Annotated in this window: 25 protein-coding genes; 13 read left to right on the top strand and 12 right to left on the bottom strand. The window is 69.7% G+C overall.

What is annotated here, in order from left to right; translation table 11 throughout:
- Window positions 1-20: 20 nt before the first annotated feature.
- A complete protein-coding gene (locus GXW78_RS08420; protein ID WP_338147707.1) occupies window positions 21-791 on the bottom strand; it encodes an endonuclease/exonuclease/phosphatase family protein in 771 nt (256 codons plus the stop codon).
- A gap of 184 nt (window positions 792-975) precedes the next feature.
- Between GXW78_RS08420 and GXW78_RS08415 the strand changes: the two genes are divergently transcribed.
- The 5 genes from GXW78_RS08415 (at window position 976) to GXW78_RS08395 (ending at window position 6,488) form a co-directional block, all read left to right on the top strand.
- Complete coding sequence (locus GXW78_RS08415) at window positions 976-2,583, top strand: gamma-glutamyltransferase family protein (RefSeq protein ID WP_211867823.1); 1,608 nt, start codon at window positions 976-978, stop codon at window positions 2,581-2,583.
- Between the two features lie 191 nt (window positions 2,584-2,774).
- Window positions 2,775-3,692: an ABC transporter permease gene (locus GXW78_RS08410; RefSeq protein WP_211867821.1), complete on the top strand. Its 918-nt coding sequence runs from the start codon at window positions 2,775-2,777 to the stop codon at window positions 3,690-3,692.
- Window positions 3,689-4,555, top strand: a complete 867-nt coding sequence (locus GXW78_RS08405) for an ABC transporter permease (protein ID WP_246521969.1) — start codon at window positions 3,689-3,691, stop codon at window positions 4,553-4,555. Before GXW78_RS08410 ends, GXW78_RS08405 begins: the two co-directional genes overlap by 4 nt.
- Window positions 4,552-5,529: an ABC transporter ATP-binding protein gene (locus GXW78_RS08400; RefSeq protein ID WP_211867819.1), complete on the top strand. Its 978-nt coding sequence runs from the start codon at window positions 4,552-4,554 to the stop codon at window positions 5,527-5,529. The genes GXW78_RS08405 and GXW78_RS08400 overlap by 4 nt, the downstream gene beginning before the upstream one ends.
- Complete coding sequence (locus GXW78_RS08395; RefSeq protein WP_211867817.1) at window positions 5,526-6,488, top strand: ABC transporter ATP-binding protein; 963 nt, start codon at window positions 5,526-5,528, stop codon at window positions 6,486-6,488. The genes GXW78_RS08400 and GXW78_RS08395 overlap by 4 nt, the downstream gene beginning before the upstream one ends.
- 241 nt (window positions 6,489-6,729) lie before the next feature.
- On the opposite strand, the gene GXW78_RS08390 is transcribed toward GXW78_RS08395, so the two are convergent.
- Window positions 6,730-8,277 carry an ABC transporter substrate-binding protein gene (locus GXW78_RS08390; protein WP_211867815.1) on the bottom strand — a complete coding sequence of 516 codons (1,548 nt, stop codon included), beginning with the start codon at window positions 8,275-8,277 and terminating at the stop codon, window positions 6,730-6,732.
- Window positions 8,278-8,408: 131 nt separating this feature from the next.
- Here GXW78_RS08390 and pobA point away from each other — a divergent pair, with 131 nt between their 5' ends.
- Window positions 8,409-9,575 carry a 4-hydroxybenzoate 3-monooxygenase gene (pobA, locus tag GXW78_RS08385; protein WP_211867813.1) on the top strand — a complete coding sequence of 389 codons (1,167 nt, stop codon included), beginning with the start codon at window positions 8,409-8,411 and terminating at the stop codon, window positions 9,573-9,575.
- On the opposite strand, the gene GXW78_RS08380 is transcribed toward pobA, so the two are convergent.
- Window positions 9,563-10,540 (bottom strand): Gfo/Idh/MocA family protein, encoded by a 978-nt coding sequence (locus tag GXW78_RS08380; protein ID WP_211867811.1) that lies wholly within the window; start codon window positions 10,538-10,540, stop codon window positions 9,563-9,565. The genes pobA and GXW78_RS08380 overlap by 13 nt on opposite strands.
- A gap of 87 nt (window positions 10,541-10,627) precedes the next feature.
- Here GXW78_RS08380 and GXW78_RS08375 point away from each other — a divergent pair, with 87 nt between their 5' ends.
- The 4 genes from GXW78_RS08375 to GXW78_RS08360 all read left to right on the top strand — a co-directional run bounded on the left by GXW78_RS08375 (window position 10,628) and on the right by GXW78_RS08360 (window position 14,258).
- Window positions 10,628-11,422, top strand: a complete 795-nt coding sequence (locus GXW78_RS08375; protein ID WP_211867809.1) for an enoyl-CoA hydratase/isomerase family protein — start codon at window positions 10,628-10,630, stop codon at window positions 11,420-11,422.
- Window positions 11,423-11,545: 123 nt separating this feature from the next.
- On the top strand, window positions 11,546-12,451 hold the full coding sequence (locus tag GXW78_RS08370; protein WP_211867807.1) for an NAD(P)-dependent oxidoreductase: 906 nt from the start codon (window positions 11,546-11,548) through the stop codon (window positions 12,449-12,451).
- 5 nt (window positions 12,452-12,456) lie between these two features.
- The gene (locus tag GXW78_RS08365; RefSeq protein ID WP_211867805.1) at window positions 12,457-13,422 is read left to right on the top strand and encodes a Bug family tripartite tricarboxylate transporter substrate binding protein; all 966 of its coding nucleotides are present in this window, start codon (window positions 12,457-12,459) and stop codon (window positions 13,420-13,422) included.
- Between the two features lie 119 nt (window positions 13,423-13,541).
- The gene (locus GXW78_RS08360) at window positions 13,542-14,258 is read left to right on the top strand and encodes a hypothetical protein (RefSeq protein WP_211867803.1); all 717 of its coding nucleotides are present in this window, start codon (window positions 13,542-13,544) and stop codon (window positions 14,256-14,258) included.
- A gap of 22 nt (window positions 14,259-14,280) precedes the next feature.
- On the opposite strand, the gene GXW78_RS08355 is transcribed toward GXW78_RS08360, so the two are convergent.
- Genes GXW78_RS08355 through GXW78_RS08340 form a run of 4 tightly spaced genes read right to left on the bottom strand, consistent with a single transcriptional unit; the run spans window position 14,281 to window position 18,405 of the window.
- Window positions 14,281-14,970, bottom strand: a complete 690-nt coding sequence (locus tag GXW78_RS08355) for a cyclase family protein (protein WP_211867801.1) — start codon at window positions 14,968-14,970, stop codon at window positions 14,281-14,283.
- Window positions 14,971-15,029: 59 nt separating this feature from the next.
- Window positions 15,030-16,538, bottom strand: a complete 1,509-nt coding sequence (locus GXW78_RS08350) for an amidohydrolase family protein (RefSeq protein ID WP_211867799.1) — start codon at window positions 16,536-16,538, stop codon at window positions 15,030-15,032.
- A 10-nt stretch (window positions 16,539-16,548) separates the two neighbouring features.
- A complete protein-coding gene (locus GXW78_RS08345; protein WP_211867797.1) occupies window positions 16,549-17,625 on the bottom strand; it encodes a tartrate dehydrogenase in 1,077 nt (358 codons plus the stop codon).
- 60 nt (window positions 17,626-17,685) lie between these two features.
- The gene (locus GXW78_RS08340) at window positions 17,686-18,405 is read right to left on the bottom strand and encodes a DUF1028 domain-containing protein (protein WP_211867795.1); all 720 of its coding nucleotides are present in this window, start codon (window positions 18,403-18,405) and stop codon (window positions 17,686-17,688) included.
- A gap of 109 nt (window positions 18,406-18,514) precedes the next feature.
- On the opposite strand from GXW78_RS08340, the gene GXW78_RS08335 reads away from it, so the two are divergent.
- The gene (locus GXW78_RS08335; protein ID WP_211867793.1) at window positions 18,515-19,498 is read left to right on the top strand and encodes a Bug family tripartite tricarboxylate transporter substrate binding protein; all 984 of its coding nucleotides are present in this window, start codon (window positions 18,515-18,517) and stop codon (window positions 19,496-19,498) included.
- A gap of 43 nt (window positions 19,499-19,541) precedes the next feature.
- Here GXW78_RS08335 and GXW78_RS08330 read toward each other — a convergent pair whose 3' ends face one another.
- Genes GXW78_RS08330 through GXW78_RS08320 form a run of 3 tightly spaced genes read right to left on the bottom strand, consistent with a single transcriptional unit; the run spans window position 19,542 to window position 22,118 of the window.
- On the bottom strand, window positions 19,542-20,258 hold the full coding sequence (locus GXW78_RS08330) for a haloacid dehalogenase type II (RefSeq protein WP_211867791.1): 717 nt from the start codon (window positions 20,256-20,258) through the stop codon (window positions 19,542-19,544).
- Window positions 20,255-21,136, bottom strand: a complete 882-nt coding sequence (locus GXW78_RS08325; protein ID WP_211867789.1) for an isocitrate lyase/PEP mutase family protein — start codon at window positions 21,134-21,136, stop codon at window positions 20,255-20,257. The genes GXW78_RS08330 and GXW78_RS08325 overlap by 4 nt, the downstream gene beginning before the upstream one ends.
- Before the next feature lie 10 nt (window positions 21,137-21,146).
- Complete coding sequence (locus tag GXW78_RS08320; protein WP_211867787.1) at window positions 21,147-22,118, bottom strand: Bug family tripartite tricarboxylate transporter substrate binding protein; 972 nt, start codon at window positions 22,116-22,118, stop codon at window positions 21,147-21,149.
- Between the two features lie 141 nt (window positions 22,119-22,259).
- Between GXW78_RS08320 and GXW78_RS08315 the strand changes: the two genes are divergently transcribed.
- Both GXW78_RS08315 and GXW78_RS08310 read left to right on the top strand, forming a co-directional pair.
- Window positions 22,260-22,637: a nuclear transport factor 2 family protein gene (locus tag GXW78_RS08315; protein WP_211867785.1), complete on the top strand. Its 378-nt coding sequence runs from the start codon at window positions 22,260-22,262 to the stop codon at window positions 22,635-22,637.
- A 67-nt stretch (window positions 22,638-22,704) separates the two neighbouring features.
- Complete coding sequence (locus tag GXW78_RS08310) at window positions 22,705-23,913, top strand: alpha/beta hydrolase family protein (RefSeq protein ID WP_211867783.1); 1,209 nt, start codon at window positions 22,705-22,707, stop codon at window positions 23,911-23,913.
- Window positions 23,914-23,928: 15 nt separating this feature from the next.
- Here the strand turns inward: GXW78_RS08310 and GXW78_RS08305 are convergent, their stop codons facing one another.
- Complete coding sequence (locus GXW78_RS08305) at window positions 23,929-24,342, bottom strand: nuclear transport factor 2 family protein (protein ID WP_211867781.1); 414 nt, start codon at window positions 24,340-24,342, stop codon at window positions 23,929-23,931.
- A gap of 175 nt (window positions 24,343-24,517) precedes the next feature.
- The gene (locus tag GXW78_RS08300) at window positions 24,518-25,504 is read right to left on the bottom strand and encodes a Bug family tripartite tricarboxylate transporter substrate binding protein (protein WP_211867779.1); all 987 of its coding nucleotides are present in this window, start codon (window positions 25,502-25,504) and stop codon (window positions 24,518-24,520) included.
- Window positions 25,505-25,506: the final 2 nt, after the last annotated feature.

Raw genomic sequence — 25,506 nt, 5'->3', positions numbered from 1 at the left:
CGGACACCGCGCGGACCTTCTCACGCCGCCTCGGCCATCGCCTCGGGCCGAGCCGTGGCGAGGTCGAGCCGCGCCGTCAGGGGCAGATGGTCCGAGGCGATCCGCGCGAGCGGTGTCTCATGCGCGGCGAGCCCACTCAGGAGCCCGGTGGGGCGGCACAGGATGCGGTCGAGGCTGAGAATCGGCAGCCGGCTGGGGAAGGTGGGCGGGCCGCGATCCACCGGGCCGAAATCCCGTTCCAGCGCCCGCAGGGAGGATCGCTGACCCGGCCGCCATTCATTCAGGTCCCCGAGCAGCAGCGTCGGCGTATCGTCGGCTTCGGCGAGGCGTTCCAGCAGCGCGGCGACCTGCTGGGCGCGATGCCGGCGCAGCAGGCCGAGATGCGCCGTCATGACCCTTAGCCGTGCACCGCCCGCCATCTCGAGTTCGACCAGCGTCGCGCCGCGCGGTTCGCCACCCGGCAGGCGCAGGCGATACGCCTCGACCATGCGGCCGTTGCGTACCAGAAGCGCGTTGCCATGCCAGCCATGGCCGCCGGCCGCCATGGCGAGCGGGACCATCCGCAGCCCGGTGTCGCGTTCCAGCGCCGTCGTGTCGAGCAGGCCCTCTCGCCTGCCGAAGCGGCGGTCCGCTTCCTGCAGGGCCAGCACGTCCGCGTCCAGCTCGCGGATCACGGTGGCGATCCGGTCGGGATCGAAGCGGTTGTCGGTGCCGACGCACTTATGGACGTTGTAGGTGGCGATCCGCAGCGCACCGGGCGGGGGCGGGGCCTCCGGCTGGGGCCGCGACACGCGGAACAGGCGCCGCAGCAGCTGATCCGGCGCGGATCGGACGCGATTAACGGAAACTTGCCGGCGCGACATTCGACTCGTCCAGGGTTGGCGCCGGCCACAAGCCCGGCATTAATGGTCATACCTAGGTGCGCGACGGCGCGCGATCCAGAATTGAAACACCCTGACACGAAAGGGGTTGCCCATGGCTTACGAAGGCATCCGGGCGCATCGCCCGCTCATCATGGGGCGGCGCGGGGCGGTGGCGACCAACCATCCGGTGGCGACCCAGGCCGGCCTGGACGTCCTGCGCGCCGGCGGCACGGCGGCGGATGCGGCGGTGGCGATCTCCCTGACGCTCGGCGTCGTCGAGCCGCATATGTCGGGCCTCGGGGGCGATGGCTTCTATCACCACTGGTCGGCGAAGACCGGACGGGCGGAGACCTTCGCCGGCACCGGGCAGGCGCCGGCCGCCGCGACCGTGGCGCGTTACCGGGCGGAGGGCGGCATCCCGATCGACGGGCCTCTGTCCATTCAGACGCCGGGGAAGGTGGCGGGACTTGCCGCCCTGCACGCCGCGCATGGCGCCAAGGCCTGGGCAGCGGTGTTCGGTCCGGCGGTGGAAGCCGCGCGCGACGGGTTCGCCGCCACGCATGCGCTGCGCCATTTCTGCGGCGAGAACCGCAGGCGGATCGGCGCCGACAAGACCAGCGCGGCGATCTTCCTGCCCGGCGGTGCGCCGCTGACAGTAGGTGCGCTGGTGACGCAGCCCGCACTCGCCGCCACGCTGGAGCGGCTGGCGGCGGAGGGGCCGGAGACCTTCTACCGCGGCGCCCTGGCGCGCGACATCGCGGCCGACATGGCAGGCATCGGCGCGCTGGTCGCGGAAGCCGACCTCGCTGCCGTGCAGCCCTTATTCGCGCCGCCCATCGGGATCGCGTGGCGCGGTTTCGAGGTGCGGCAGACCCCGCAGCCCTCGATGGGCTTCGCCATGCTCCAGATGCTGCGCATCGTCGAGCAGGCCGATCTGGAAGGCATGGGCTGGGGCAGCGCGGCGCTGCTGCATCTGATGATCGAGGCGAAGAAGCGCGCCTTCCTGGATCGCGAGACCGAGGCCGGGCGCGACCAGCCGGATTTCGCGTCGCTGCTGTCCGATGCACGCGCCGCGGCGCATGCGAAGGCGATCGGCGACCGCGCCGCGCATCTGCCGGTGCGCGAGATGGCCGAGACCGACACGACCTATTTCTGCGTCGTCGATGCCGAAGGCAACACCGTCTCCGCCATCCAGTCGATCAACGGCGCCTTCGGGTCCGGCGTGACGGGGCCGCGCACCGGCATCCTGCTGAACAACCGCATGACCTACTGGCATCTCGACGGCGGCCACGCGAACGAGCTCGCGCCGGGCCGGCGCGTGCGCCACACCATGAACGCGCCGATGGTGATGAAGGACGGCAAGCCCTGGATGGCGTTCGGCACGCCGGGGGCGGACAACCAGGTGCAGGTCAACTTCCAGGTCCTCGTCTCCTGCGCCGTCTTCGGCTTCGACCCGCAGCAGGCGCTGGAGGCGCCGCGGTGGACCTCGTCGCAACCCGGCCAGGAATCCAACTATCCGCATGGCGGCGGCGACGTCGTGACGATCGAGCGCGGCTTCGGCGAGGAGGCGATCGCCGGCCTGCGCCAGCGCGGGCATGAGGTGAAGGTGGTCGGCGACCTCGAAGGCGCATGCAGTGTCGAGGCGATCCGCGTGCTCGACAATGGCGTGCGCATGGCGGGGTCCGATCCACGGCGTGACGGCTGGGCCGCGGCGTACTGATTTCCGGCGGCCGAGATCTTCGGCCGCCGGTCACTTTGCTTTGTCTCAGATGCCCGCGCACGCATCCGCGTGCCCGGAGTTTGCGCCATGCACTGTCGTTCGGGCGCTCTCGGCGCAGCCGCGCTTTGCGCGCCTGACCGATGCTATGATCTTGCGGCGGATGCACCGGGCCGCTTAGGCTCGCTTCCGGGATGCTTCGCTTCTTTATCCGCCGCTTCGCGGTTGCGGTGCTCGTCGCGTTGACGGTGCTCACGCTTGCCTTCCTGCTCACGCGGGTCTCGGGCGATCTCGCGATCTCGATCGCGGGGCCGAACGCGACCCAGCAGGATGTCGAGGCGATCCGCGAGGCCTACGGGCTGAACCGCCCGCTCAGCACGCAATACTTCGACTGGCTCGGCCGCGCCGTGCAGGGCGATTTCGGCGAGAGCTACTTCTTCCGCGACCGCGTCGCGAACCTCATCGCCAGCCGCATGCCGGTGACGATCACGCTTGGGCTGGTCGGGCTCGCCATCGCGCTGGTGGTGTCGCTCCCGCTCGGCATCATCGCCGCAGTGCGCGAGGGAACGTGGATCGACCGCGTGGTCGCGCTGATCGCGATGATCGGGCAGGCGATGCCATCCTTCTGGCTCGGCCTCGTGCTGATGATCGTGTTCGGGCTGCAACTCGCCTGGCTGCCGATTTCCGGGGCGGACAGTTGGGAAGGTTTCGTGTTGCCCGGCATCGTGCTGGCCTTCTCCGCGATCCCGTCGCTGACGCGGCTCACGCGATCCGGCATGATCGAAGCGCTGGCGTCGGACTATATCCGCACCGCGCGGGCAAAGGGGCTGACGCGGCTGTCCATCCTGGTGAAGCACGGCTTCCGCAACGCGGCGATCCCGGTGGTGTCGATCGCGGCGGTGCAACTCGGCTTCATGCTGGGCGGCTCGGTCGTCATCGAGACCGTCTTCGCACTGCATGGCGTCGGCTTCCTCGCCTGGGAAAGCATTAGCAAGAACGACTTCCCCGTGGTGCAGGCGGTCGTGCTGGTGCTGGCCATCATCTATATCGGGCTGACGCTGCTGGCCGATCTGCTGAACGCCGTGCTCGACCCGCGGCTGCGCACGGCATGAGCGCGACGGTCATGCCCACCACGCGCGGCGCGAAGCTGCTGCGCAACCCGGCCTTCGTGATCGGCGCCTTCATCGTCGGCGCCTGCGCCATCATCGCGGTCATCGCGCCCTGGATCGTGCCCTACGATCCCTTCGTCATCGACCTCGACCGCCGCCTCGTGCCCCCCTCCTTCATGGAAGGGGGCGATCCGCGGAACTTCCTCGGCACCGACCAGCTCGGGCGGGACTATTTCTCGCGGCTGATCTACGGCACGCGGATCTCGATGGTGATCGGCGTGCTGACGGTCATCACATCGGGGCTGATCGGCATTACCATGGGGGTGCTGGGCGGCTTCTATGGCGGCAAGGTCGACGATTTCGTCGTCTTCTGCATCACCACGCGGCTGTCGATCCCGGCGGTGCTGGTGGCGCTGGCCGTCGCCGCGCTGCGCGGATCGTCCTTCCTGCTGGTGGTGCTGGTGCTCGGTTTCCTGCTGTGGGACCGCTTCGCGGTGGTCGCGCGATCGACCACCATGCAGATCCGCAACCTCGACTACGTCTCGGCCGCCTGGTGCGCCGGCGCGTCGAAATGGTGGGTGTTGACGCGGGAGGTGCTGCCGAACATCGCGACGCACCTTGCCGTGGTCGCGACGCTGGAAATGGCGCTGGCGATCCTGCTGGAAGCCGCGCTGTCCTTCCTCGGCCTCGGCGTCCCGCCGCCGCTGCCCTCCTGGGGGCTGATGATCTCCGAGGCGAAGGAATACATGTTCTTCAGCCCCTGGGTGATCATGATCCCGGGCATCGCGCTGTTCGTGCTGGTACTCGGCGTGAACTTCCTGGGCGACGCGCTGCGCGACATGATGGGCACGGATCTGTCGCGATGACGGCGCTGCTCGAAGTGCGCGACCTGCGCGTGACGATCGGTAGCACGGCGGCGGTGCGCGGCACTGCCATTACCGTGAATAAGGGCGAGACGCATTGCCTGGTCGGTGAATCCGGCTGCGGCAAGTCGATCAGCGCGCTGTCGGTGATGGGTCTGTTGCCGCGAGGGTCGAAGCGCGAAACGACGATGCTTCGCTTCGCCGGCGAGGAGATCGGCAAGTACAGTGAGCGCCAGATGGAACGCCTGCGCGGCGACCGCATGGCGATGATCTTCCAGGAACCTATGACCAGCCTGAACCCGGCCTATACGGTCGGGTCCCAGATGACCGAGGTGCTGCGCCGCCATCGCGGCACGCCGCGTGCGCAGGCGGTGGATCGTGCGGCGGAGCTGCTGGCGCGTGTCGGCATCACCGCGCCGGGGTTGCGGCTTGGGCAGTTCCCGCACCAGCTTTCCGGCGGGCTGCGTCAGCGCGTGATGATCGCGATGGCGCTGATGTGCGACCCGGAATTGCTGATCGCCGACGAACCGACGACGGCGCTCGACGTCACCGTGCAGGCGCAGATCCTGCGGCTGCTCGCCGGGCTGCAGAAGGATTTCGGGCTCGGCATCCTGCTGATCACGCATGATCTCGGCGTGGTGGCACGCATCGCCGACCGCGTCTCGGTGATGTATGCCGGCGAGGTCGTGGAGAGCGCGCCGACCGCGTCGTTGTTCGCCGCGCCTGAGCATCCCTATACGCGCGGCCTGCTGACCTGCGTGCCGGTGCCGGGCAAGGTGAAGCGCGACGAGCCCCTCGGCTCCATCCCCGGTGTCGTTCCGCGCATCACGCCCGGCTTCGCCGGCTGCGGCTTCCGCGACAGGTGCAGCGAGGCGCATGCGGCGTGCAGCGGGACGATCCCGCGCCAGACGGTGTCGGATGGGCATGAATTGCTGTGCACGCTAGCGCCGGGCTGGGGCGGGAAGGCGGCGGCATGAGCGCGCCAGCCATCGAGGTGCGCGGCCTTCGCCGCGAATTCCGTGTTCGGCAGGGCATGTTTGCGCCGCCCAAGCAGGTGATCGCGGTCGACGACGTCTCCTTCGCCGTGCCGGCCGGCAGCGTGCTGGGCGTGGTGGGGGAGAGCGGCTGCGGCAAATCCACGCTCGCGCGGCTGATCCTCGGCCTGCTGGAACCGACCGCCGGCGACGTGCTGGTCGATGGCCAGCGCCTCGGCGGCATGGACCGACGCGCGCGCGCGCGTCTGATCCAGCCGGTGTTTCAGGACCCCTTCGCCTCGCTGAACCCGAAGCGGCGCATCGGCGACATCGTCGCCATGCCGCTGATCGCCCAGGGCAACATCGGCCGCGCCGAGATCGGCCGCCGCGTTGCGGAGGCCCTCGACCGCGTCGGACTCTCGCGCGACCAGGGGCTGCGCTTTCCCGCACAGCTTTCGGGCGGGCAGCGGCAGCGTGTCGCGATCGCGCGCGCGCTGGTGCTGCGGCCGCGCATCGTGGTGTGCGACGAACCGACCTCGGCGCTCGATGTCTCCGTGCAGGCGCAGATCCTGAACCTGCTGGCGGAACTGCGGCGCGACCTCGGCCTGACCTACCTGTTCATCAGCCACAACCTTGCGGTCGTCGAGCACATCGCGAGCGAGGTGGCGGTGATGTATCTCGGCCGTATCGTGGAACGCACGGAAAGCGAGGCGCTGTTCGCGGCACCGCGCCATCCCTATACGCGCGCGCTGCTCGCCTCGGTGCTGACGCCGGAACCGGGCCTCGGCGTGCCGGATGTGGGGCTGGGCGACATCATGCCCGACCCGGCGAACATCCCTACCGGCTGCCGGTTTCATCCGCGGTGCCCGGCGGCGCTGACGCGATGTTCATCGGAGGTCCCGAGGACGACGCAGGATGGTGTCGGGCTCGTGGAGTGCCACCTCGTCGGCCAGGCGGCATAGCGCCTAACGGAGAGGGGCTTTGCCCCTCTCCGTACCTCACCCCAGCAAAGGCCGAAAGGTCCTTTGCAAACCTCAATTGTACGCCGGGCCCACTGTGCTCTGACCCGCAGTTGCGCACGAGTCGTGCTCTGCGGGTCCCGGCATGACCGTTGTGCTCAGCGCCAAAAGCTTGCGGTCCAGGATGCCCAGCATCCTGGTGGGGAGAGGTTTGGAGAGGGGCGACGCCCCTCTCCAACCCCCCTCACTTCCACTTCGCCATGTAGAACCGCGGCAGCTCATCCGCGAACGTCGGGAACTCAAGCTGCTTCTGGAACCCGAAGGTGCTGACATAGGTGTGCAGCGGGCACCAGTACGCCTGCTCCGTCGCGCGCCTGATCGCCGCGTCGTAGGCGGTTTTGCGCACTTCCTCCTCGGCGGTGTTGCCGCCTTCCTCGACCAGCCGGATCATCTCCGGGTCGCGGGCGTAGTCGTCGGCGCCATTGGCGAAGTATACCGGCAGGATCGCGGAGACGTCGTTGATCGAGTACGAACCCCACGACGCCATCTGCATCGCCAGCTCACCGCGCTGCGACCGCTGGATCTGCGCCGCCACCTGCATCAGGTTCAGGTTCGCGCGGATGCCGGCGGCACGCAGGTAGTTCTGCACCGCCTCCGACCACTGCCGCGGCTGGACGTAGCTGGTCAGCTCGACATCGAAGCCGTTGGGGTAACCGGCCTCGGCCAGCAGCGCCCGTGCCTTGGCGGGGTCGTAATCGTAGCGCACCGCGACATCGCCGTTGCAGCCGAACTGGGAGGGGAAGCAGGGCGCCGGCGGTACGCGCGACCCGCCGCCGACCAGCCGCTCGGCGATCGCGGTGCGATCGATGGCGTGCCACACGGCCTGCCGCACCTTCAGCTTCGTCATCGGGTTGTCCGCCCCGCTGCGGCCCGCCGCATCGAGGTTGAGGAACCCGACCCGCATCGATTCCTGCCGCGTGGCCTGCAGGTAGGGCATGCGGTTCACGTTGTTCACTTGGTCCGGATTCATGTTCCAGATCCAGTCGACACGCTGGCCGAGCAACTCCGTCAATTCGGTCGCCGCATCGCCGATGTAGCGCGCGACGAGCTTCTGGATCGCCGGCCGGCCCTTGGGTCCGCCCTCATAGTAGCCATCGAAGCGTTCGAACTCGACGCCGGCGGCGACGTCGTTCTTCGTGAAGCGATAGGGCCCCGTGCCGATCGGCAGGCGGGAGAAACCATCAGGCCCCAGCCGCTCGCGCGTCGCCTTCGGCCAGATCGGCGTGACCAGTGCGAGGTATTCCAACGCAGCCGGCGTCGGGCGCTTCATGGTCAGCCGGACAGTGTTGTCGCCGGTCTTCTCGCAGCCGTCGATCCAGGCGTAGTTGGACGGCGTCGCCACGCGCGTCGCGGGGTTCGCGACGGTGTTCAGCGTGTAGACCACGTCGTCGGCGCCGAAATCCGACCCGTCATGGAACTTCACGCCCGAGCGCAGCGTGAAGTCGAGCGTCTTGCTGTCCACCCAGCGCCATTCCGTGGCGAGGGCGGGCACGATGCGGAAGGTGGCTGGCTCGCGATGCACGAGCCCGTCCATCGCCTGGTGGCCGATGATCAGCCCGGTGCGCTGGCTGTTGAAGAAGGGGTCGATGTTCGGCACCGCGTCGCGGAATGCGATGCGAAGCGTGTTGGCGCTGCGCTGCGCCTCGGCCGGCCTGGCCGCGATCCAGGGCAATGCGAGCCCGCCCGCCGCTGCCGCAACGCCTTGCCCCAGTCTGCGTCGTCCGATGGACATGATCCCTGTCTCCCTTCTTGTAGAGGGAGCCTAGGGAATGCCGACCCCGGGCGGCAAGCCCGGCGGCCACGCGGCGCTTGCGGCGCCGCCCGCGGCATCGCCAAATCGCTCACCGGGGAGGGCAGGGGCGGATGCGGACACAGGTGGGCATTGTCGGTGCCGGTCCCGCCGGATTGTTGCTGGCGCAGATGCTGCACCAGCGCGGCATCGACAGCGTGGTGCTCGAGGCGCGATCCCGCGCCCATATCGAGGCCCGCATCCGGGCCGGGCTGCTCGAACAGGGCTCGGTCGAAACGCTGCATGCCGCCGGCGTCGCCGGGCGCCTGCATCGGGAGGCGCTGGTGCATCACGGCCTGGCGCTGCGCTTCGGCGGGCGGGATCACCGGCTGGACCTCTCCGCGCTGACCGGCGGCAAGGTGGTGACCATCTACGGCCAGCAGGAAGCGGTGAAGGACATGATCGCGATCCGCCTCGACGCGGGCCTGCCGCTGCACTTCGGGGCGGAGGAGGTCGCGATCCACGACATAGCGACGGCGCGGCCGCGCATCACCTGGCGGGAGGACGGCGTCGCGCGGGAACTGGACTGCGACGTGATCGCCGGCTGCGACGGCTTCCACGGCATCTGCCGGCCGTCGATCCCGGCGGCGGACCTCACCATCTTCGACCGCATCTATCCCTTCGCCTGGCTCGGCATCCTCTCCCGCTCGCCACCGATGTCGGAGGAACTGATCTACGCCCGCCACCCCGAAGGCTTCGCGCTGGCGACGATGCGCAGCACGGCGATCAGCCGGCTGTACCTGCAATGCGCCCCGGACGAGGACCTTGCCCGATGGTCGGACGACCGCATCTGGGCCGCGCTGCGCACGCGGCTGGGCGATGGGCTGAAGGATGGCCCGATCCTGCAGAAGGGCGTCACCGCCATGCGGTCCTTCGTCGCGGAGCCGATGCGCCATGGGCGGCTGTTCCTCGCCGGGGATGCCGCGCACATCGTCCCACCAACCGGGGCGAAGGGCATGAACCTCGCCATCGCCGATGTACGCGTGCTGGTGCGCGCGCTGGAAGCCTTCTTCGCCGGGCGGGGAGAGGCGCTGATGGACAGCTATTCCGCCACCTGCCTCGACCGGGTCTGGAAGGTGCAGCGCTTTTCCTGGTGGATGACGCAGCTCCTTCATCGCTACGACGACCACGACGCCTTCGAGGAACGCATTCGCCGCGCCGAGCTTGACTACCTCGCGGGTTCCACGGCGGCGCAGACGACGCTCGCCGAGAACTATGTCGGCCTGCCCTATGCCGACTGAGCGAGCACGCCCTCCACGATCTGCTGCACCTCGAGCGCTTCCCGCAGCGTGGCGAGGTGATGCGCTTCGCCGCGCGTCATCGCCGCGACGCCGTCGAGCTGGCGCTTCAGCACGAGGGGCCGCATCTCGGGGTTGGGCATCGCGTCCGGCGCTGCCGACCAGACGCCATCGGTCCCGCGGCGCTCCGCGAAGGACCAGTCGCGCAGGCGGATCGCACCGGCCGATCCTTCCAGCACCCAGGCGTTGTGATCATCCGCGAGGGTGATGCCGACGCCGCCCGACAGAATGACCGGTACCCCGCCCGCGGTCAGCCGTGCCGCGATCGCCGTCTCCGACCGGCCGGATGCGGCGAAGGTCGCGCGCGCCGCCTCCAGCGCCAGCGGGCCGAGCTGACGGCGTGTCAGGAACAGGAAGTGCGACACGACCTCCCGCGTGAAGCCGCCCTGCTGCGGCTTGTCCAGCCAGGTGACGGCGTCGCGCTGCCAGGACCGCGGCCAGTTGGCGAAGGCTGCGGCGATGGACAGCTCGCGCGGGGCGCCGACCATGCCCTCCGCCCGCCAGGCTGCGAGCTGCGCGACGGCCGGCGAGGACGCCATCGGGAAGTTCACCGCCCCGCGTGAGCCCGCGGCCTCCGCGGCCTCGACGAAGGCGCGCGCTTCCTCGGCATTCACGGCGAGCGGCTTCTCGAGGAACACCGCCTTGCCCGCGGCAAAGGCGGCCTTGGCATGGACCAGGTGGAAGGCCGGCGGCGCGGCGATGTAGAGGCAGTCGCAGGCCGCGATCACCGCCTCGGGCGAGGCCAGCATCGGTACGCCGGGGGCGGCCGTTGCCAACCGGGTCGCGGCCTCCGGCGAGGGGTCCCACACGCCGGCCAGCCGCACCTGCTCATGCCCCGTCGCGGCGCGCGCCAGGCGTTCCCCCATGATGCCGAAGCCAACGATGCCGAGGCCGATGCGATCCGCCATGAAACTGTCCTTGCAGGGCTGGGGCGCCCATATCGCCGGTCGGGCGGCCGGGGTCTATCCTTCGCGCCAGGAACGACGGAGGAACGCATGACCGAAACCCCGGTGCTGCTGACGCGGGAAGGCCCCGTGGCGCGGCTGACGCTGAACCGGCCGCAGCGGCGCAACGCCATGAACAACGCGATGGGGGATGCGCTGGACGCGGCACTCGACGCGCTGGCGGCGGATACCGAGGTGCGCGTCGTCGTCCTGTCCGGTGCCGGCGGGCATTTCTGCGCGGGGCTCGATCTGACGGAGGTTGGCGCCAGCGGCGCCAGCGAGGCGGAGCGCGCGGCTGCGCAGCAGGCGCGCAACCATCGCACCGGGCAGCGCTTCGTCCGGCTGTCCGCCCTGCCGCAGGTGGTGATCGCGGCGGTGCAGGGGGCGGCGCATGCGGGTGGGCTCGGCTGGGTGTGTTCGGCGGATTTCGCCATCGCCACGCAAGATGCGCGGTTCTGCGCGCCGGAAGTGCGGCGCGGCCTGGTGCCGGCGCAGATCCTGCCCTGGCTGGTCCGCCGCATGGGGCGGTCGGCCGCGATGCGCATGACGCTGCGCGGTGATGTCATCGATGCCGCGGAGGCCGGCCGGCTCGGCCTGGTGCATCAGGTGGTGGCCGATGCCAGCGCGCTGGATGCGGCCGTCGCGGCCATCGTCGCCGATCTCCGCCAGGGCGCGCCGAAGGCGCTCGCGGAGACCAAGAAGCTGATCGCCGCCCTCGGCCCGCTCTCGCCGGCGGGCTACGCCGAGGCCGGCGCCGAGGCCTTCGCGAAATGCGCCGCCGGGCCGGAGGCGAAGGAAGGCATCGCCGCCTTCCAGGAGAAGCGCGCGCCGAACTGGGCGTCCTGATCCGCGACGCCGCGCTGCGCTGAACATCGCCGGGCATACGCGGCGCGGCGGCGCCGCGCGGCCATCTTGCCAGCGCCCGCGCCGCGGCTGACCATCCGCGCAGAAGCGAGGAAGGAAACGACCATGGCAGCAGCCGCCGGACCCATCGGTTTCATCGGCCTGGGCATGATGGGCCTGCCCATGGCGCGCAGCCTGATCGCGCGCAGCTTCCGCGTGCTCGGCTGCGATACGTCGGAAGCGGCCCGCGCCGCCGTGGCCGAAGGGGCCCCGGAAGGCGCCGCGACCTTCGCCGCAACGCCCGCCGCGGTCGCCGCCGGCGCCGAGGTCGTCGTGCTGATGCTGCCCAACAGCCGCGTCATCGCATCGGTGATGGAGGGGGAGGGCGGCCTGCTGGCAGCGCTGCGGCCCGGCATGCTGGTGATCGACATGTCCTCCTCGGAACCCGGGGAGACGCGGCGGCTCGCTGCACTTGCGGCCGAGCGCGGCGCGATGATGGCCGATGCGCCCGTGTCGGGCTCGGTCGCGAAGGCGAAGACCGGCACGCTCGCCATCATGGTCGGCGGCGACGACGCTACCTTCGCCCGGGCCGAACCGGTGCTGAAGGGCATGGGGGAGGCCATCATCCGCACCGGCACCGTCGGCAGCGCGCATGCGATGAAGGCGCTCAACAACTACGTCTACGCGGCCGGGCTGCTCGCGACGGCCGAGGCGCTGCGGATGGGCGAAGCGCTCGGCCTCGACCTCGGCATCCTGACGGATGTGATGAATGCGTCCTCCGGCCGCAACATCGCGACGGAGACGAAGTCGCGGCAGGAGATCATCTCCGGACGCTATGCCGGTGGCTTCCAGCTCGGGCTGATGCGCAAGGACCTCGACACCGCCGGCAGTATCGCCGCGGAGACGGGCTTCCCCGCCGCCATGCTCGCGCTGTGCTGCGAACGCTGGGCCGAGGCGGTCGCCGCCCTGGGCCCCAAGGTGGACAACACCGAGATCCACCGTTTCATCGGCAGCAACACGTCCAAGGGATGAACGCCATGACCACCGTGAACCGCCGTGCGCTGCTGGGGGCGGGCGCGGGGCTGCTCGCCGCGCCCGCCTTCGCGCAGGGGAATTGGCCCGACCGGCCGATCCGCCTCGTCGTCGCCTTCCCCGCCGGCAGCGTGACCGACACGCTGATGCGCCACCTCGCGGAGCCGCTGACGCGCGAACTCGGCCAGCCTGTGATCGTCGACAACCGGCCCGGCGGCAACGGCGTGGTCGGCACGGAAAGCGCGGCGCGCTCGGCGCCCGATGGCCTGACCTGGTGCGTGCTGTCGGTGACCAACGGCGCGCTGAACACTTACACGGTGCGGCGGCTGGCCTATGATCCGCTGCGCGACTTCACGCCGATCGGCTTCGTGGCCGAGACGGTCTACATGCTGGTCGTGCCGGCATCCTCCCCAGCGCAGGACCTGCGCGGCTTCATCGAGCACGCCAAGGCATCGCGCACGCCGCTGACCTTCAGCCATGGCAATTCCTCGGCGCTGATCGCCTCCGCGACGCTCGCGCGCCTGGCGGGCGTGGAGATGACAGGCGTACCGTATCGTGGCGGGCCAGAGGCGCTGACCGACGTCATCGCCGGTCGCATCGACAGCACCTTCACCGACCTCGCCGCCGGGATGCCGCAGGTGCGGGAAGGGAAGGTGCGCGCGCTGGCCGTGACATCGCCGCAGCCTTTCTCGCTGGCGCCTGACATTCCCACGGTGAAATCCGTCCTGCCGGCCTTCGAGTTCGATGTGTGGTTCGGAATGTCCGTGCCGGCGGCGACGCCGGCACCGATCGTCGCCCGCGCCAATGCCGCGCTGAACAAGGTGCTGGGCGATACCGAGCTGAAGGATCGGTTAGCCCGGCTGGGCTATGCGCCGCGCGGCTCGACGCCGGCGGAATTCCAGGACTTCCTGCGCAACCAGATCACGGTGCTGACGGCGCGGGCGCGGGAGGCGGGGCTGGAGCAGCAGTGACGGGACGGGGGGAGCGGTGCTCCTCTCCGATCTCCCGCCGTTGTCCATATCACAGTGAAGCGCTTCGCTGCCTTGCTGCCGCCGGATCGTGCGGATAGTCGATCCGCATGCGTGCCATCATGCTCCTCGCCTTCTTTCTCGCACTCCCGGCATCCGCTCAGGATCGCGACGACCTGCCCCGGTTTGACGCGGTCTACATTCGCGCCGCCCGGCTCGTGACCCTCGCGCCGCTTTGCGGCGCGCGCGACGAGGCCTGGGCGCGTCAGTTGGAGCAGGGCCTTGCCGCAATCGTGCGTCCGTTTCCGCCTGAAGCACAGTGGCGACTCATGGCCACGGCCGCGTTCAGCGTCACCGTCGGAACGCGTCTGTACGAGACCTATGGCCGCGAGATCTGCAACGAGGCCGATGACATCACGATGCCCTGGCGCGATGCCGACGATCTCGTGCGGATCGGCGCGGAAGGCGAGCCACCCCTTCCGACGCTGCCGCCGGCGGTGATCCTGCTCGGCTGGCAATCCTTCGCTGCGCAGCTCGCGGTGCGCTGCGACCGCAGGGACCGCCGATGGGGAGCCGCGGCGCAGTCGGCCGTGCGGCGCGCCATCGCGATGCATACGGGCCTCGCCGAGGACCCGGAATCCCGCCGGATCGTGTCGCGCAACATCGTCGGCACTGCGCGCGTCATGGCCAACCTGTTCGTCGGCACGCATGGCGCGCAGGTCTGTACGCCATCGGCCGGCAACGCGACGCTGCATCAGGTCGACGCGATGGTCACCGAGTGGCGACGCCTGTGCCCGGCATGGCGCCCGGATGCCACCTGCCAGCTTGGTGCCGACTAGCACCGGCAGGTGCGCCTGGGTGCTACTCGAAGACTGCCACCGCCCTGATCGGGCTTGCCGTTCCGCCGCGGATCTTCAGCGGGAAGCCGATGAAGCGGAAGCGCCCGCGGCCGATCAGCTTGTCGAGGTTCGCGAGGCATTCCATGTGCGTGATGCCGCGTTCCGCGCAGGCCATGTGCGCCTGGAAGTTCGGCTCGCCCTCGGGGGCGGGGCTGATCGCCTCCACGCCGAACATGCCGATGCCCTGGTCGGCGAGCCAGTGGATGGCGGGCAACGAAAGCCCGGGGAAGTCATGCTGGTAGCCCGGCTTGCCCAGCAGCCTTTCATTCGTCGCGAACCAGATCAGCACCGTATCGCCGGGCCGGATCGTCTCACCGGATTTGGCGACCGCCTCCTGCACCTCCTCCAGCGTGGCGGAGGTCTTCAGCGCGATATGCGACAGGTCGATGCAGAAGCCGCTGGTGTAGAACTTCTCGAGCGGCACCTGGTCGATCGACAGCGCCTCCGGCCGCGGGTCGAAATGCACCGGCGCATCGACATGCGTACCGGCGTGGTCGGAGAAGGCGATCGACATCGCCTTGCTGCTGAACACCGTGTCGCCCGCGTGCTTCTTCTCGGAATGGTCGTTCCACACCGTCATGACCACCGGCGGGTGGCTGGGGTGCACCTGGGTGCGGTGGAAGATCTCGCGGCTGAGATCGACGATCTCCATGGTGGCTCCTGCTGTTCGATGCGGCGGGATGCTGCGCTGCCTGGGGCCGGTGGTCCAGCCTAGGCCGGCGCATCGCACAGGTATCGCCGCACGCGATAAGGCTGCGCGGCGAGCGCAGGACAGAAGGAGGCGACGACCGGCTCCAGCAGGTCGAACAGCCCTTTCCATTGCGCGTTCAGCGCATCGAGCCTCTCCCGTGCCGCTTCAGCCTCCGTCGCCAGCCGTGCGAGATCGATGGATAGCAGCTTGCGATCGCGCACGACGAACCGCCCGCCGATCATGACGTGGTGGAGGCTGGACCCGTCCTCGACATGCACGATCTGGTTCACCGACCAATGATGCGGGATCCAGTTGATGGCGGTCAGGTCGAGAAAGACGATATCCGCCTTCATCCCCGGCGCGATCGCGCCGATGTCGTCGAAGCCGAGCGCCTTGGCTGAATGCCGCGTGGCGGCGGCGTAGACTTCCTCGACCGACGCCCATTGATGCGGATCGGGCGTGCGCACCTTCGACATGACCGAGGCCGCGCGCATTGCCTCATACATGTTCTGGTGGTCGGAGGAAGACGAGCCGTCCGTGCCGATGCCGACCGTCAGACCGAGGTCGAGCGCGCGCCGAAGCGGGAACATCCCGTTGCCCAGCTTCATGTTGCTGCCCGGATTGTGGGCGAGCGCCCCGCCCGCGTCCCTCAGCCGCTTCATGTCGTCGTCGTCCAGCCACACGCCATGCGCGACGGTGAAGCCCGGCCCGACAAGCCCGAGCGCATCCATGTGCCCAAGCAGCGTCCTGCCATACCGCCTGATGCCGGCGATGGCCTGCACCTTGCTCTCGCCGACATGCGAGTGCAGCCCGACGCCGAAGTCGCGCGCGAGGTCCCGGCAACCGCACAGGAAGGCATCCGTGCAGTGATGCGGGATGGTGGGCGCGACGGCGACGCGGATGTCCTTCGACGCCCAGTGCCAGTTCGCAACGATGCCGCGCATGGCGGTGAGCGTCGCCTCATGCGGCGGCAGGCGCAGGCCGTCCACCTGCGCGCGCAACGCCTCCGGCAGAGCGTCGCGCAGCCCCGGAATGGCATCATAGACCGTGGTGTCCGCCACCATCGGCGCGACGACGGCGCGCATGCCGACGCCGGCATAGGCTTCGGCAACCGCGTCCATGCCCTCGGCGGTGGGCAGCGGCGCCTCCGCGTAGAGGTCATACGCCGCCGTGCAGCCCTTCAGCACCATCTCCGCGGCGTTGATCTGCGCCGACAGCTTCTTGTCGGCCAGCGCCCGGCCGCCGCCGATCCAGGGCGACGCGGCCAGCAGCAGCTCCAGCGTCCAGCGATCCCCCGTGCCCCGCGCCAGCGCGCCATGGCCATGCGTATGCGCGTTGATGAGCCCGGGATGCAGCAGGAAGCCGTCGGCATCGACGACGGTCGCATCGTCCGGCGCCGTGAGGTCGACGCCGACCTCACGGATCACGCCATCCTGGATCAGGATGTCGGCAGGCTCCGCGCGGCGCTTCGCCGGGTCGGCGAGGCGTCCGCCGCGGATAATGGTGAAGCCCGGTTCGATCTCCGCCATCGGCGTCCCCTCAGATGTTGGCACCCTCCAGCGCCGCGATCACCGCATTCGTCACCTCGACGGTCGTCGCCGTGCCGCCGAGATCCGGCGTCAGCACCGTACCGCGCGCCGTCACCGCTTCCACCGCCCGCATCAGCCGCTGCGCGGCGGCGGGTTCGCCCAGATGTTCCAGCATCATCGACGCCGTCCAGAACGACCCGAGCGGGTTCGCGATGCCTTTACCCGTGATGTCGAAGGCTGAGCCATGGATCGGCTCGAACATCGAGGGCCGGCGCCGCTGCGGGTCGATATTGCCGGTCGCGCCGATGCCGAGCGACCCCGCCAGCGCCGAGGCCAGGTCGGACAGGATATCCGCATGCAGGTTGGTCGCGACGACGGTATCCACGCTGCCGGGCTTCATCACCATGCGCGCGGTCATCGCATCGACCAGCATCTTCTCGACCGTCAGCGCCGGGTACTGCGCGGTAATCTCGGCGCAGACCTCGTCCCACATCACCATGCCGTGGCGCTGCGCGTTGGACTTCGTCACGACCGTCAGGTGCCTGCGCGGGCGGGCCATCGCCACCTCGCAGGCATGGCGGCAGATGCGCGCCACGCCGTCGCGGGTGAAGACGGCGACATCCATCGCGACCTCGATCGGCAGGCCGCGATGTGCACGGCCGCCGACGCCCGCATATTCGCCTTCCGAGTTCTCGCGCACGATCACCCAGTCGATCTGCTTGCCGAGATCCTCCCGCAGCGGCCCGCGCACGCCCGGCAGCAGCTTGGTCGGCCGGACATTCGCGTACTGGTCGAAGCCCTGGCAGATCGCGAGCCGCAACTCCCACAGCGTGATGTGGTCGGGAATATCCGGCGCGCCGACCGCGCCGAAGAAGATCGCGTCGAAGCCTTCCAGCGCCTTCAGCCCGTCATCCGGCATCATCTTCCCGGTGCGGCGATACATCTCGCTGCCCCAGTCGAAGGTCTCGAACGCGAAGGCGAAGCCGCCCTGGGCCTGGGCGACCGCATCCAGCACGCGGCAGCCCGCGGCGATCACTTCCGGTCCGATGCCGTCGCCCCCGATGGCGGCGATCCTGTGCGTGCGCATGCTGGGCGTTCCTCCTGTGTTGCGCTTCCCTGCCGCCGCCGCGGCCGGCGCGCAAGTCCTTCAGCGGCGCAGGCGCAGGTCGGGCCAGCGGGAACGCCAGCCGGCCTCGATGGCATCCAGATCCGTCTGGCCGGCCGGGTTGGCGCGACAGGGGCGGCCGGCGAGGCCCGGCTCCGCCTGCGACCGCCAAAGCCCCAACAGCCGAGACAGCTCCACCAGCGGCTCCGCATGGTCGTCGACGCGCAGGTTGATGTCGGGGAAGTCCTCGGCGCCGATGACCATCAGCGCGGCCGATTGCCGCCCACGCCGGTCGCCGCCCGTCGCCTGTCCGACCTGCAGGGCCTCGACCAGCCGCTCGGGCAGGGGCTCGTCCCACAGCCGCACGAAGGCTTCCGCCGTATCGTCGACGACGCTTCCGTTCGCCAGCATGTTACCGGCGACGGAAAAGCCATCGCCCGCCACGCCGCCGCACCATTCCACGCAGTTCGCACCGGTATGCGAGGCGGTGCGGCCGTGCCGGTCCACCACATGGATCTGCCGCAGCCCGCGCCCCTCGTCGCCCGCCAGCGCGGTATCGAGCGCGAGCTGCGGCGACAGCCCCCGCGCCAGCCCGTCCAGCACCGCCGGACCCAGATAGCGGTTGCTCAGCGACTGGGTCGAAACTGCCCCCACGCCGCTCCGCAGGAAGGGGCAGGACGCACCCACCGCCAGGTTGCAGGTGGTGACCGCGACGGCGAAGGCGCCGCTCGCGACATCATGGGCGACGATGGACCAGGTCATGGGGGCTTCCTCAGCTGTGGCGCAAGCATGCCAAGTCGCGCCGCTGTTGACAGCCCGCGGCCGTGCTGCCGATGTGGCGGCAACAATATTCTGGGAGGGCGACCGCGCCATGACATTCGCTATTCACCGTCGTTCCCTCGGTGCGCTGGCGGCTGCCGCCGGCCTGCCGGTGGCCGCGCGCGCCCAGGGCGCCTGGCCGGACCGCCCGGTGCGGCTGATCGTGCCCTTCGGCGCCGGGGGCGCGGTGGACACGCTGTCGCGTTCCGTCGCCAATGCCTTCCCGCAGCACGCCAACGGCCAGCCGATGGTGGTCGAGAACCGCTCGGGTGCCGGCGGCACCATCGCGGGCGGCGTCGTCGCCACCAGCCGGCCGGATGGCTACACCCTGATGATGGCCGACCTCGGCGCGAACGCGATCGGCAAGATGCTGCAGCCATCGCTGTCCTACGATCCGCTGACCGCGTTCACCCCCATCATCCACCTGGTGAACCTGCCGCTCGTCATCGTGACGCGGCCGGGGCTGCAGGCAACGACGCTGCCCGAGCTCATCGAGCTGGCGAAGCGCCGCAACGGGGAGATGACCTACGCCTCGCCGGGCGTCGGCCATGCCAGCCACCTGAGCGCCGAACTGCTCGCCCGGCTGGCCGGCATCCGCTGGCAGGCGGTGCATTATCGCTCGGGCGCCGATGTCATGCGCAGCACGATCGCGGGGGAGACGGACTGGACCTTCCCCTCCGTGTCCACCTCGCTGCCCTTCATCCGGGAAAATGCGGTTCGCGCCATCGCCGTCAGCACCGCGGCAGCGGTGCCGGCGCTGCCGGGCGTGCCGCCGGTCGGCGCGACCTACGCCGGCTTCTCCTCCGCCACCTGGCACGGCGTGGTGGCCCCGGCGGGGATGCCGGCGGACGTGACGCTGGCCGCCAACCGCATCCTGCGCACCATCATGCTGACGCCGGCAGTGAAGGAAGCAGCCGAGCGCGTGCAGGCAGCGCAGGTCGTCGCCGGCACGCCGGAGGAATTCGCGAGCTTCATCCGCACCGACGCCGCGAAATGGGAACCGGTGATCCGCGAGGGCAACATCCGCGCGGAATAACACGGAACGCCGCACCGGCAGTGAGGCCGGTGCGGCGCTTGCCTCAGCAGCCCAGCCTGTCCGCGAGTTCCTCGAAGGAGCCCACGATGGCCTCCCAGTCGGAATCCGCGCGCAGGTCGGTCGCCTGGTCCGGCCCGTGCTCATGCGACCGCAGCACGAAGGCGGTCTTGAGCCCCGCCTTGCGCGCCGCGGCGAGATCCCCGTTGTGCGCGGCAACGAGCGCGACCTCACCCGGCTCCAGGCCCAGGATCTCCGCGGTGCGGGTATAGGCCTCGCGCTGCGGCTTGTAGGCCTGGGCTGCCTCGGCGCCGAGCACCGCATCCCACGGAATGCCCGCGCGCTTCGCCATGTTCGCGAGCAGCAGGATGTTCCCGTTCGACAGCGGCGCGAGGAAATGCTTCGCGCGCAGCCGCAGCAGCCCCGGGATCGCATCCGGCCAGGGGTCGAGCCGGTGCCAGGCGCGGTTCAGCCAGTCGAGCTCGGCTTTCCCGGCGCTGATGCCGTGGTCGGCCAGCAGCGCATCGAGATTCTCCCGGTGCAGCACATCCAGCCGCGTGAAGGGGCGCTTGCCGGACCGCACCGCCTCCATCGCCGGCTGGTACTTCTTCCGCCAGGCATCGGCGAAGCCGAGGGGGTCGATGTCGTCGCGCTTGTGCTTCGCGAGAAACGTCCGCGCATCGCGCGCGATGCCGCTCCGCCAATCCACCACCGTCCCGAAGGTGTCGAAGACGAGCGCCTTGACGCCAGGAAGCGCGCTCATTCCGCGGCCTTCGCGGGCTCGGGCTGGGCCCAGCGCTTCTCGAACTCCCAGACTTCCGGAAAGCCCATCAGCTCCGTCATGCGCTTGAAGCCGTATGATTCACCGATGGCCAAGCTGTCTCCTTCCTTCTTCAGATGCCCGAAGACCCGCTCCATCGCCGCTGCCATGGCGAGGAAGCCGAGCGCCGGATAGATCGCGATGGCGTAGCCGATCTCCTGCAACGTCTTCGCCGGCAGGATCGGCGTGCGCCCGCCTTCCACCATGTTGGCGAGCAGCGGCTTGTCGATCGCGCGGCCGATCGCGCGCATCTCCTCCTCGCTCTCGGGGCTTTCGATGAAGACGATGTCGGCGCCGGCATCGGCGAACATGCGGCCGCGGCGGATCGCCTCATCGAGGCCGAGCGTCGTGCGCGCATCCGTCCGCGCCACGATCAGGAAGTCCGGGCTGGTGCGTGCCTCGACGGCGACCTTCACCTTCAGCACCATCTCCTCGGCCGGGATAACGCGACGGCCCGGCGTGTGGCCGCATTTCTTCGGCATCTCCTGGTCCTCGAGCTGGATGCCCGAGATGCCAGCCTGCTCATACCCCATCACCGTATGGCGGACGTTGAGCAACCCACCATAGCCGGTATCGGCATCGGCGATGATCGGCGTCTTCACGCCGCGCGCCATCTGCCCCATCCGCGCGACCATGTCTGCATAGGTCGCGATGCCCGCATCGGGGACGCCGAGATGCGAGGCCACGGTGCCGAAGCCCGTGCCGTAGAGACAGTCGAACCCCATGCCATCGGCGACCTTGGCCGAGATCATGTCGAAGATGCCGGGCGCGACGATGAACTTCTTGTCCTGGAAGGCCCGGCGAAGGGCGGGGTTGGCCATGGCGATGATCCTATTGCTGGACACGGATATGGCCGGCGGCGGCGGCCGCGGACCAGGTGCGATCGTCGCGCTGCATCACCTCGACCAGCGCGGGGGCAGGGCGGAAATCGCGTTCGACACCCATGCCGAGCAGGCGCTGCTTGAAGGCCGCATCGTCGAAGACCTGCTGCATGGCGCCGGTGATGCGCTGCGCCAGCGCCGGGTCCATGCGCGGCGGCGCGAACATCGCGACCCAGCCCGACAGGTCGAAATTCGAGATGCCCTGCTCCTGCACCGTCGGCGCATCGGGGAAGGCGGCGCAGCGCTCGGCGGTGGAGACGGCCAGGATGCGCACCTTGCCCGTCTGCATGTGCGGCGCCGCGCTGACCGTGCTGGTCCACCCGGTCGGCAGGTGCCCCGCGACGATGTCGTTCATCAGCTGCCCGCCGGAGCGATAGGCGACATCCGGCATCTCCACCCCCGCACGGCGGGCGAGTTCCTGGCCGACGAAGGAGGACAGTGCCTCCGTGCTGCCGGTACCGACGCGGCCGGGATTGGCCTTGGCGTGGTTCAGCATGCTGCGCAGGCTGTCGAAGGGCTGGTTGGCCCCGGCGGCCAGTACCATGGTGTTCCGCGACAGCATGGCGATCGGCGTGAAATCGCGGATCGGGTCGAAGGGCATGGAGGGCAGGTAGTAGCGGTTCATGACATGCGTGGAGACCACCACCAGCAGCGAGTACCCGTCCGGCTCGGTCCGGGCGACGACCTCCGACCCCACGACGCCCGCCGCGCCGGCGCGGTTCTCGACCACGAAGGGCTGCGGGAAAACCGGCCGCAGCGCCTCCCCGATCGCGCGGGCCAGCAGGTCCGTCCCGCCCGCGGCGGCGTAGGGGACGATGATGCGGACCGGCCGTGACGGCCAGGACGCGGTCTGCGCCAGCAGCGGCGCCGGAAACGCCAGCGCGGCGGGCAGGGCCAGCAAGGGACGGCGACGGATCGTCATGGCGTTTTTCTCTCCCGTCCGTGGACATTCAACCGGCCCGCAGGCCGTGTAAACCGCGGCGCTGACACGCAAACGCCCCTGGCGGCCCGGACCGATCCGCGCCAGCATCACGCCACCCCACGACATTGAGGAAGCAACGCCATGCCCGCCAGCGACATCGCCGCGATCGAGGCTGTCCTGCACACCTATCTCGACGGCCTCTACGAAGGCGACACGGCGAAGCTCGGCGCCGCCTTCCACCCCTGCGCGCATCTCTATTCCGAGAAGGACGGCACGGTGGCGGACCTGCCGCGGGAAGACTGGTTCGCCTGGGTGAAGTCCCGCGACAACCCCAAGGCCAAGGGCCTGGCGCGCGAGGATCGCATCCTGATGATCGACCAGTCCGGCCCGGAATGCGCCGTCGCCAAGGTCGCCTGCCAGATTCCGCCGCGGTACTTCACCGACTACCTGGTGTTCCTCAAGACCGGTGAGGGCTGGAAGATCGTCAGCAAGGTGTTCCGCGCCGACATCCGCGACTAGGTCCAGGTGACGGAGCCGCGGCCTCACGGCATTGTGGGCCGGACGCAGCCGGACGGCGGGGGATGACATGGCGACTCTGTTCAAGGACGAGTTTCTGAACGAGCTTGGCTGCTGGCCGCTCGCCTACATCCCTTATGGCGGCGCCGATGTCGGTGAGGTCGAGGCCGTCGCCGACGCGGTCGGCGATGGCGGCGACGATGCCTTCTACGATGCCTTCATCGCCGCCGGCGCGCGCATGGCCGCCGAGGCCGAGACCTGCCTGTCCAAGGGCCATCGGCAGAGCGCCCGCGAACTCTACCTGCGGGCCAGCGTCTTCTTCGGCGCCTCCTATCATCCGCTCTACGGCAAGCCGGTCGATCCCCGGCTGCTTGCCGGCTTCGGCAGGCAGATCGAGGCCATGGACAAGGGCCTGGCGCTGTTCGACCCGCCCATCCTGCCGCAGCGCATCCCGTTCCGCGGCGCCGCCATGCCGGCCTATCTGATCCCGGCGGTCGGGCAGGAGCGGGAGGTCCGCCCCACCATCATCTTCACCAACGGCTACGACGCGACCGTCACCGACCTGTATTTCATGAGCGCCGTCGCCGCCTCCCGCCGCGGATACCACGCGCTGATCGTCGACGGCCCGGGGCAGGGCGACATGCTGTATCGCCAGGGTGTCGCGCATACGCCGGAATGGGACGCGGTGATCAGCGCCGTGGTGGATTTCGCGCTGACCCAGCCCATCGTCGACCCGAAGCGCATCGCGCTGAACGGGGCCAGCCTCGGCGGCTACCTCGCGCCGCGGGCGGCGGCGGGCGAGCCTCGCCTGGCCGCCTGCATCGCCGATCCCGGCCAATGGGCGACGGGGGATTCCTTCCGCGGCGTTGCCCGGAAGCTGGGTGCGACGGAACAGCAGGCCGCGAATCTCGGCACCATCGATGACGCGGTGCTGGGCAAGCTGGACGGCATGATCGCGCAGAACCGCCGGCTGCGCTGGAGCATCTACCAGCGCGGCTTCTGGGTGCTCGGCTGCGACACGCTGCGCGACTTCCTGGTCAAGACCGAGACCTACACGATGGTGGGGCACGCCGAGAAGATCACCTGCCCGACCCTCATCACCTCGGCCGATAAGGACGCGCTGGCGATCGGTGCCCGGACGCTGTTCGACGCGCTGCGCTGTCCGAAGACCATGCTTGCCTTCACCGCAGCCGAGGGCGCGGGGACGCATTGCGAGATGACCAACCGCTCGCTGCTCAATCGCCGCGTGCTCGACTGGCTGGACGAGGTGTTCGCCTGATCTGCGCTCGATGTCCTAGACGGCCAAATCCGCCGCCATCGCCGCCGTGTCGTAGTATTCCCGGAACTCTGCGACCTGCCCGTCCCGCATCCGGATGACATCGACCTTGGTGACCTCGCGCTCCGCGCCGCTGTGGTGGTAGCGGGCGCGAACAACGGCCGTGACCGCGACCCGGTCGCCATCGACGATGATCTCGCCGACTCGGTAGTCGAGGATGCTGCACTTCGCCGCGAGTTCGGCGAAGTACTGCTCGACGCCCGCCCGCCCGTTGCGGCAGCCGCACCAGGGCGCGGCCGAAGGCCCGTCGCCGGAGGTCCAGCAGACGTCGTCGGTCAGGGAGGCCATCACCGTCGCCATGTCGCCGCCGACATAGGCGTCATAGAGCTGCCGCACGCGCAGCCGGTTCCGTTCCGTCAGCCCGTTCTCCATCGCCCCGCTCCCAGGTCGTTCCGAGTCAGGAAGATCGCGCGGGGCGATGGCGGGCATCAAGCGAATTCGCCTCGGGCGCTTCATCCCGACGGCACGAGGTTTCATCGCGCGCCGGGGCTGTGGCGCCCGAGGGCATGAAGGAAGGACGCCCGCGGTCGAAGAACGCGGCCGCCGATCAATCCACCCGCGCGCCGGTCGCCCGCACCACCGGGACCCATTTCTCGATCTCGGCGGCGATGAAGGCGCGCGTCGCATCCGGCGTCATCCCGTCCGGAATGGTGTTGCCCATGGCGACAAGCCGGTCGCGGATCTCCGGCTGCTTCAACACCTCGGCGATCTGCTCATACAGGAACTGCCGGATCACCATCGGCGTGCCGAGGGTGGTGGACCACGGCGTCCAGGTGGTGGCCTGGAATTCCGGCAGCCCGGCCTCGGCCGCGGTCGGCACGTCCGGGATCATCGGCGACCGTTCGGGCGTCGCGATCACCAGCCCACGCACCTGGCCGGTGCGGATGGGTTCCGTGACGAAGGAGATGGTGTCCGCCTGGAACGCCGTGCGCCCCCCCAGCAGGTCCTGGAAGGCCGCGGCCGAACCACGATAGGGCACGTGCTGCGCCTGCACGCCCATCAGGTGCAGCATCAGCGCGGCGGCGATGTGCCCCGTGGTACCGTTGCCGGAGGAGCCGAAGTCGAACCGCCCGGGATTGGCCGCGACCTGCTGGCGGAACTCGGCCAAGGTCCGGGCGGGGAAGCTGTTGTTCACCACCAGCACGATCGCCGAATGGCTGGAGATGGTGATGTGGTCCACCCCGGTCAGCGGATGCACGCGCAGCCGCTCGCCATAAAGCCCGACATTCAGCGTGTGCGACCCCAGCGCGCCGACCAGCAGCGTGTAGCCGTCGGGCGGCGTCTGCGCGACCGTCTCGAAGGCCACGGTGCCGCCGCCGGATGGCCGGTTCTCGACGACGAATTGCTGGCCGAGCCGCTGCGACAGCGCGGTCGCGACAAGCCGCGCATTGATGTCGGCATTGCCGCCCGGCGCGAGCGCGACGACGATGCGCACCGGCCGGTTCGGGTAATCGGTGCCCGGTGCGCGTGGCTGGGCGAGGGCGGGCAAGGCCGTCAGCGCCAAGGCGGCGCCCAGCAGCAACCTGCGGATCATGG

The sequence above is a fragment of the Neoroseomonas terrae genome (genome assembly GCF_018129025.1).
Lineage (GTDB): Bacteria > Pseudomonadota > Alphaproteobacteria > Acetobacterales > Acetobacteraceae > Neoroseomonas > Neoroseomonas terrae.
Note: the sequence above shows the minus strand (reverse complement) of the source record. Positions and strands in the feature narration are given on the sequence as shown.

Coding starts and splice junctions, on each gene's coding strand:
- GXW78_RS08320 (WP_211867787.1), bottom strand. CDS start 22,118: ATGACGATCCGTCGCCGTCCCTTGCTGGCCCTGCCCGCCGCGCTGGCG.
- GXW78_RS08345 (WP_211867797.1), bottom strand. CDS start 17,625: ATGCGCACGCACAGGATCGCCGCCATCGGGGGCGACGGCATCGGACCG.
- GXW78_RS08330 (WP_211867791.1), bottom strand. CDS start 20,258: ATGAGCGCGCTTCCTGGCGTCAAGGCGCTCGTCTTCGACACCTTCGGG.
- GXW78_RS08340 (WP_211867795.1), bottom strand. CDS start 18,405: ATGACCTGGTCCATCGTCGCCCATGATGTCGCGAGCGGCGCCTTCGCC.
- GXW78_RS08310 (WP_211867783.1), top strand. CDS start 22,705: ATGGCGACTCTGTTCAAGGACGAGTTTCTGAACGAGCTTGGCTGCTGG.
- GXW78_RS08380 (WP_211867811.1), bottom strand. CDS start 10,540: ATGGCGGATCGCATCGGCCTCGGCATCGTTGGCTTCGGCATCATGGGG.
- GXW78_RS08315 (WP_211867785.1), top strand. CDS start 22,260: ATGCCCGCCAGCGACATCGCCGCGATCGAGGCTGTCCTGCACACCTAT.
- GXW78_RS08305 (WP_211867781.1), bottom strand. CDS start 24,342: ATGGAGAACGGGCTGACGGAACGGAACCGGCTGCGCGTGCGGCAGCTC.
- GXW78_RS08300 (WP_211867779.1), bottom strand. CDS start 25,504: ATGATCCGCAGGTTGCTGCTGGGCGCCGCCTTGGCGCTGACGGCCTTG.
- GXW78_RS08415 (WP_211867823.1), top strand. CDS start 976: ATGGCTTACGAAGGCATCCGGGCGCATCGCCCGCTCATCATGGGGCGG.
- GXW78_RS08365 (WP_211867805.1), top strand. CDS start 12,457: ATGACCACCGTGAACCGCCGTGCGCTGCTGGGGGCGGGCGCGGGGCTG.
- GXW78_RS08350 (WP_211867799.1), bottom strand. CDS start 16,538: ATGGCGGAGATCGAACCGGGCTTCACCATTATCCGCGGCGGACGCCTC.
- GXW78_RS08405 (WP_246521969.1), top strand. CDS start 3,689: ATGAGCGCGACGGTCATGCCCACCACGCGCGGCGCGAAGCTGCTGCGC.
- GXW78_RS08395 (WP_211867817.1), top strand. CDS start 5,526: ATGAGCGCGCCAGCCATCGAGGTGCGCGGCCTTCGCCGCGAATTCCGT.
- GXW78_RS08335 (WP_211867793.1), top strand. CDS start 18,515: ATGACATTCGCTATTCACCGTCGTTCCCTCGGTGCGCTGGCGGCTGCC.
- GXW78_RS08400 (WP_211867819.1), top strand. CDS start 4,552: ATGACGGCGCTGCTCGAAGTGCGCGACCTGCGCGTGACGATCGGTAGC.
- GXW78_RS08390 (WP_211867815.1), bottom strand. CDS start 8,277: ATGTCCATCGGACGACGCAGACTGGGGCAAGGCGTTGCGGCAGCGGCG.
- GXW78_RS08410 (WP_211867821.1), top strand. CDS start 2,775: ATGCTTCGCTTCTTTATCCGCCGCTTCGCGGTTGCGGTGCTCGTCGCG.
- GXW78_RS08360 (WP_211867803.1), top strand. CDS start 13,542: ATGCTCCTCGCCTTCTTTCTCGCACTCCCGGCATCCGCTCAGGATCGC.
- GXW78_RS08355 (WP_211867801.1), bottom strand. CDS start 14,970: ATGGAGATCGTCGATCTCAGCCGCGAGATCTTCCACCGCACCCAGGTG.
- pobA (WP_211867813.1), top strand. CDS start 8,409: ATGCGGACACAGGTGGGCATTGTCGGTGCCGGTCCCGCCGGATTGTTG.
- GXW78_RS08375 (WP_211867809.1), top strand. CDS start 10,628: ATGACCGAAACCCCGGTGCTGCTGACGCGGGAAGGCCCCGTGGCGCGG.
- GXW78_RS08370 (WP_211867807.1), top strand. CDS start 11,546: ATGGCAGCAGCCGCCGGACCCATCGGTTTCATCGGCCTGGGCATGATG.
- GXW78_RS08325 (WP_211867789.1), bottom strand. CDS start 21,136: ATGGCCAACCCCGCCCTTCGCCGGGCCTTCCAGGACAAGAAGTTCATC.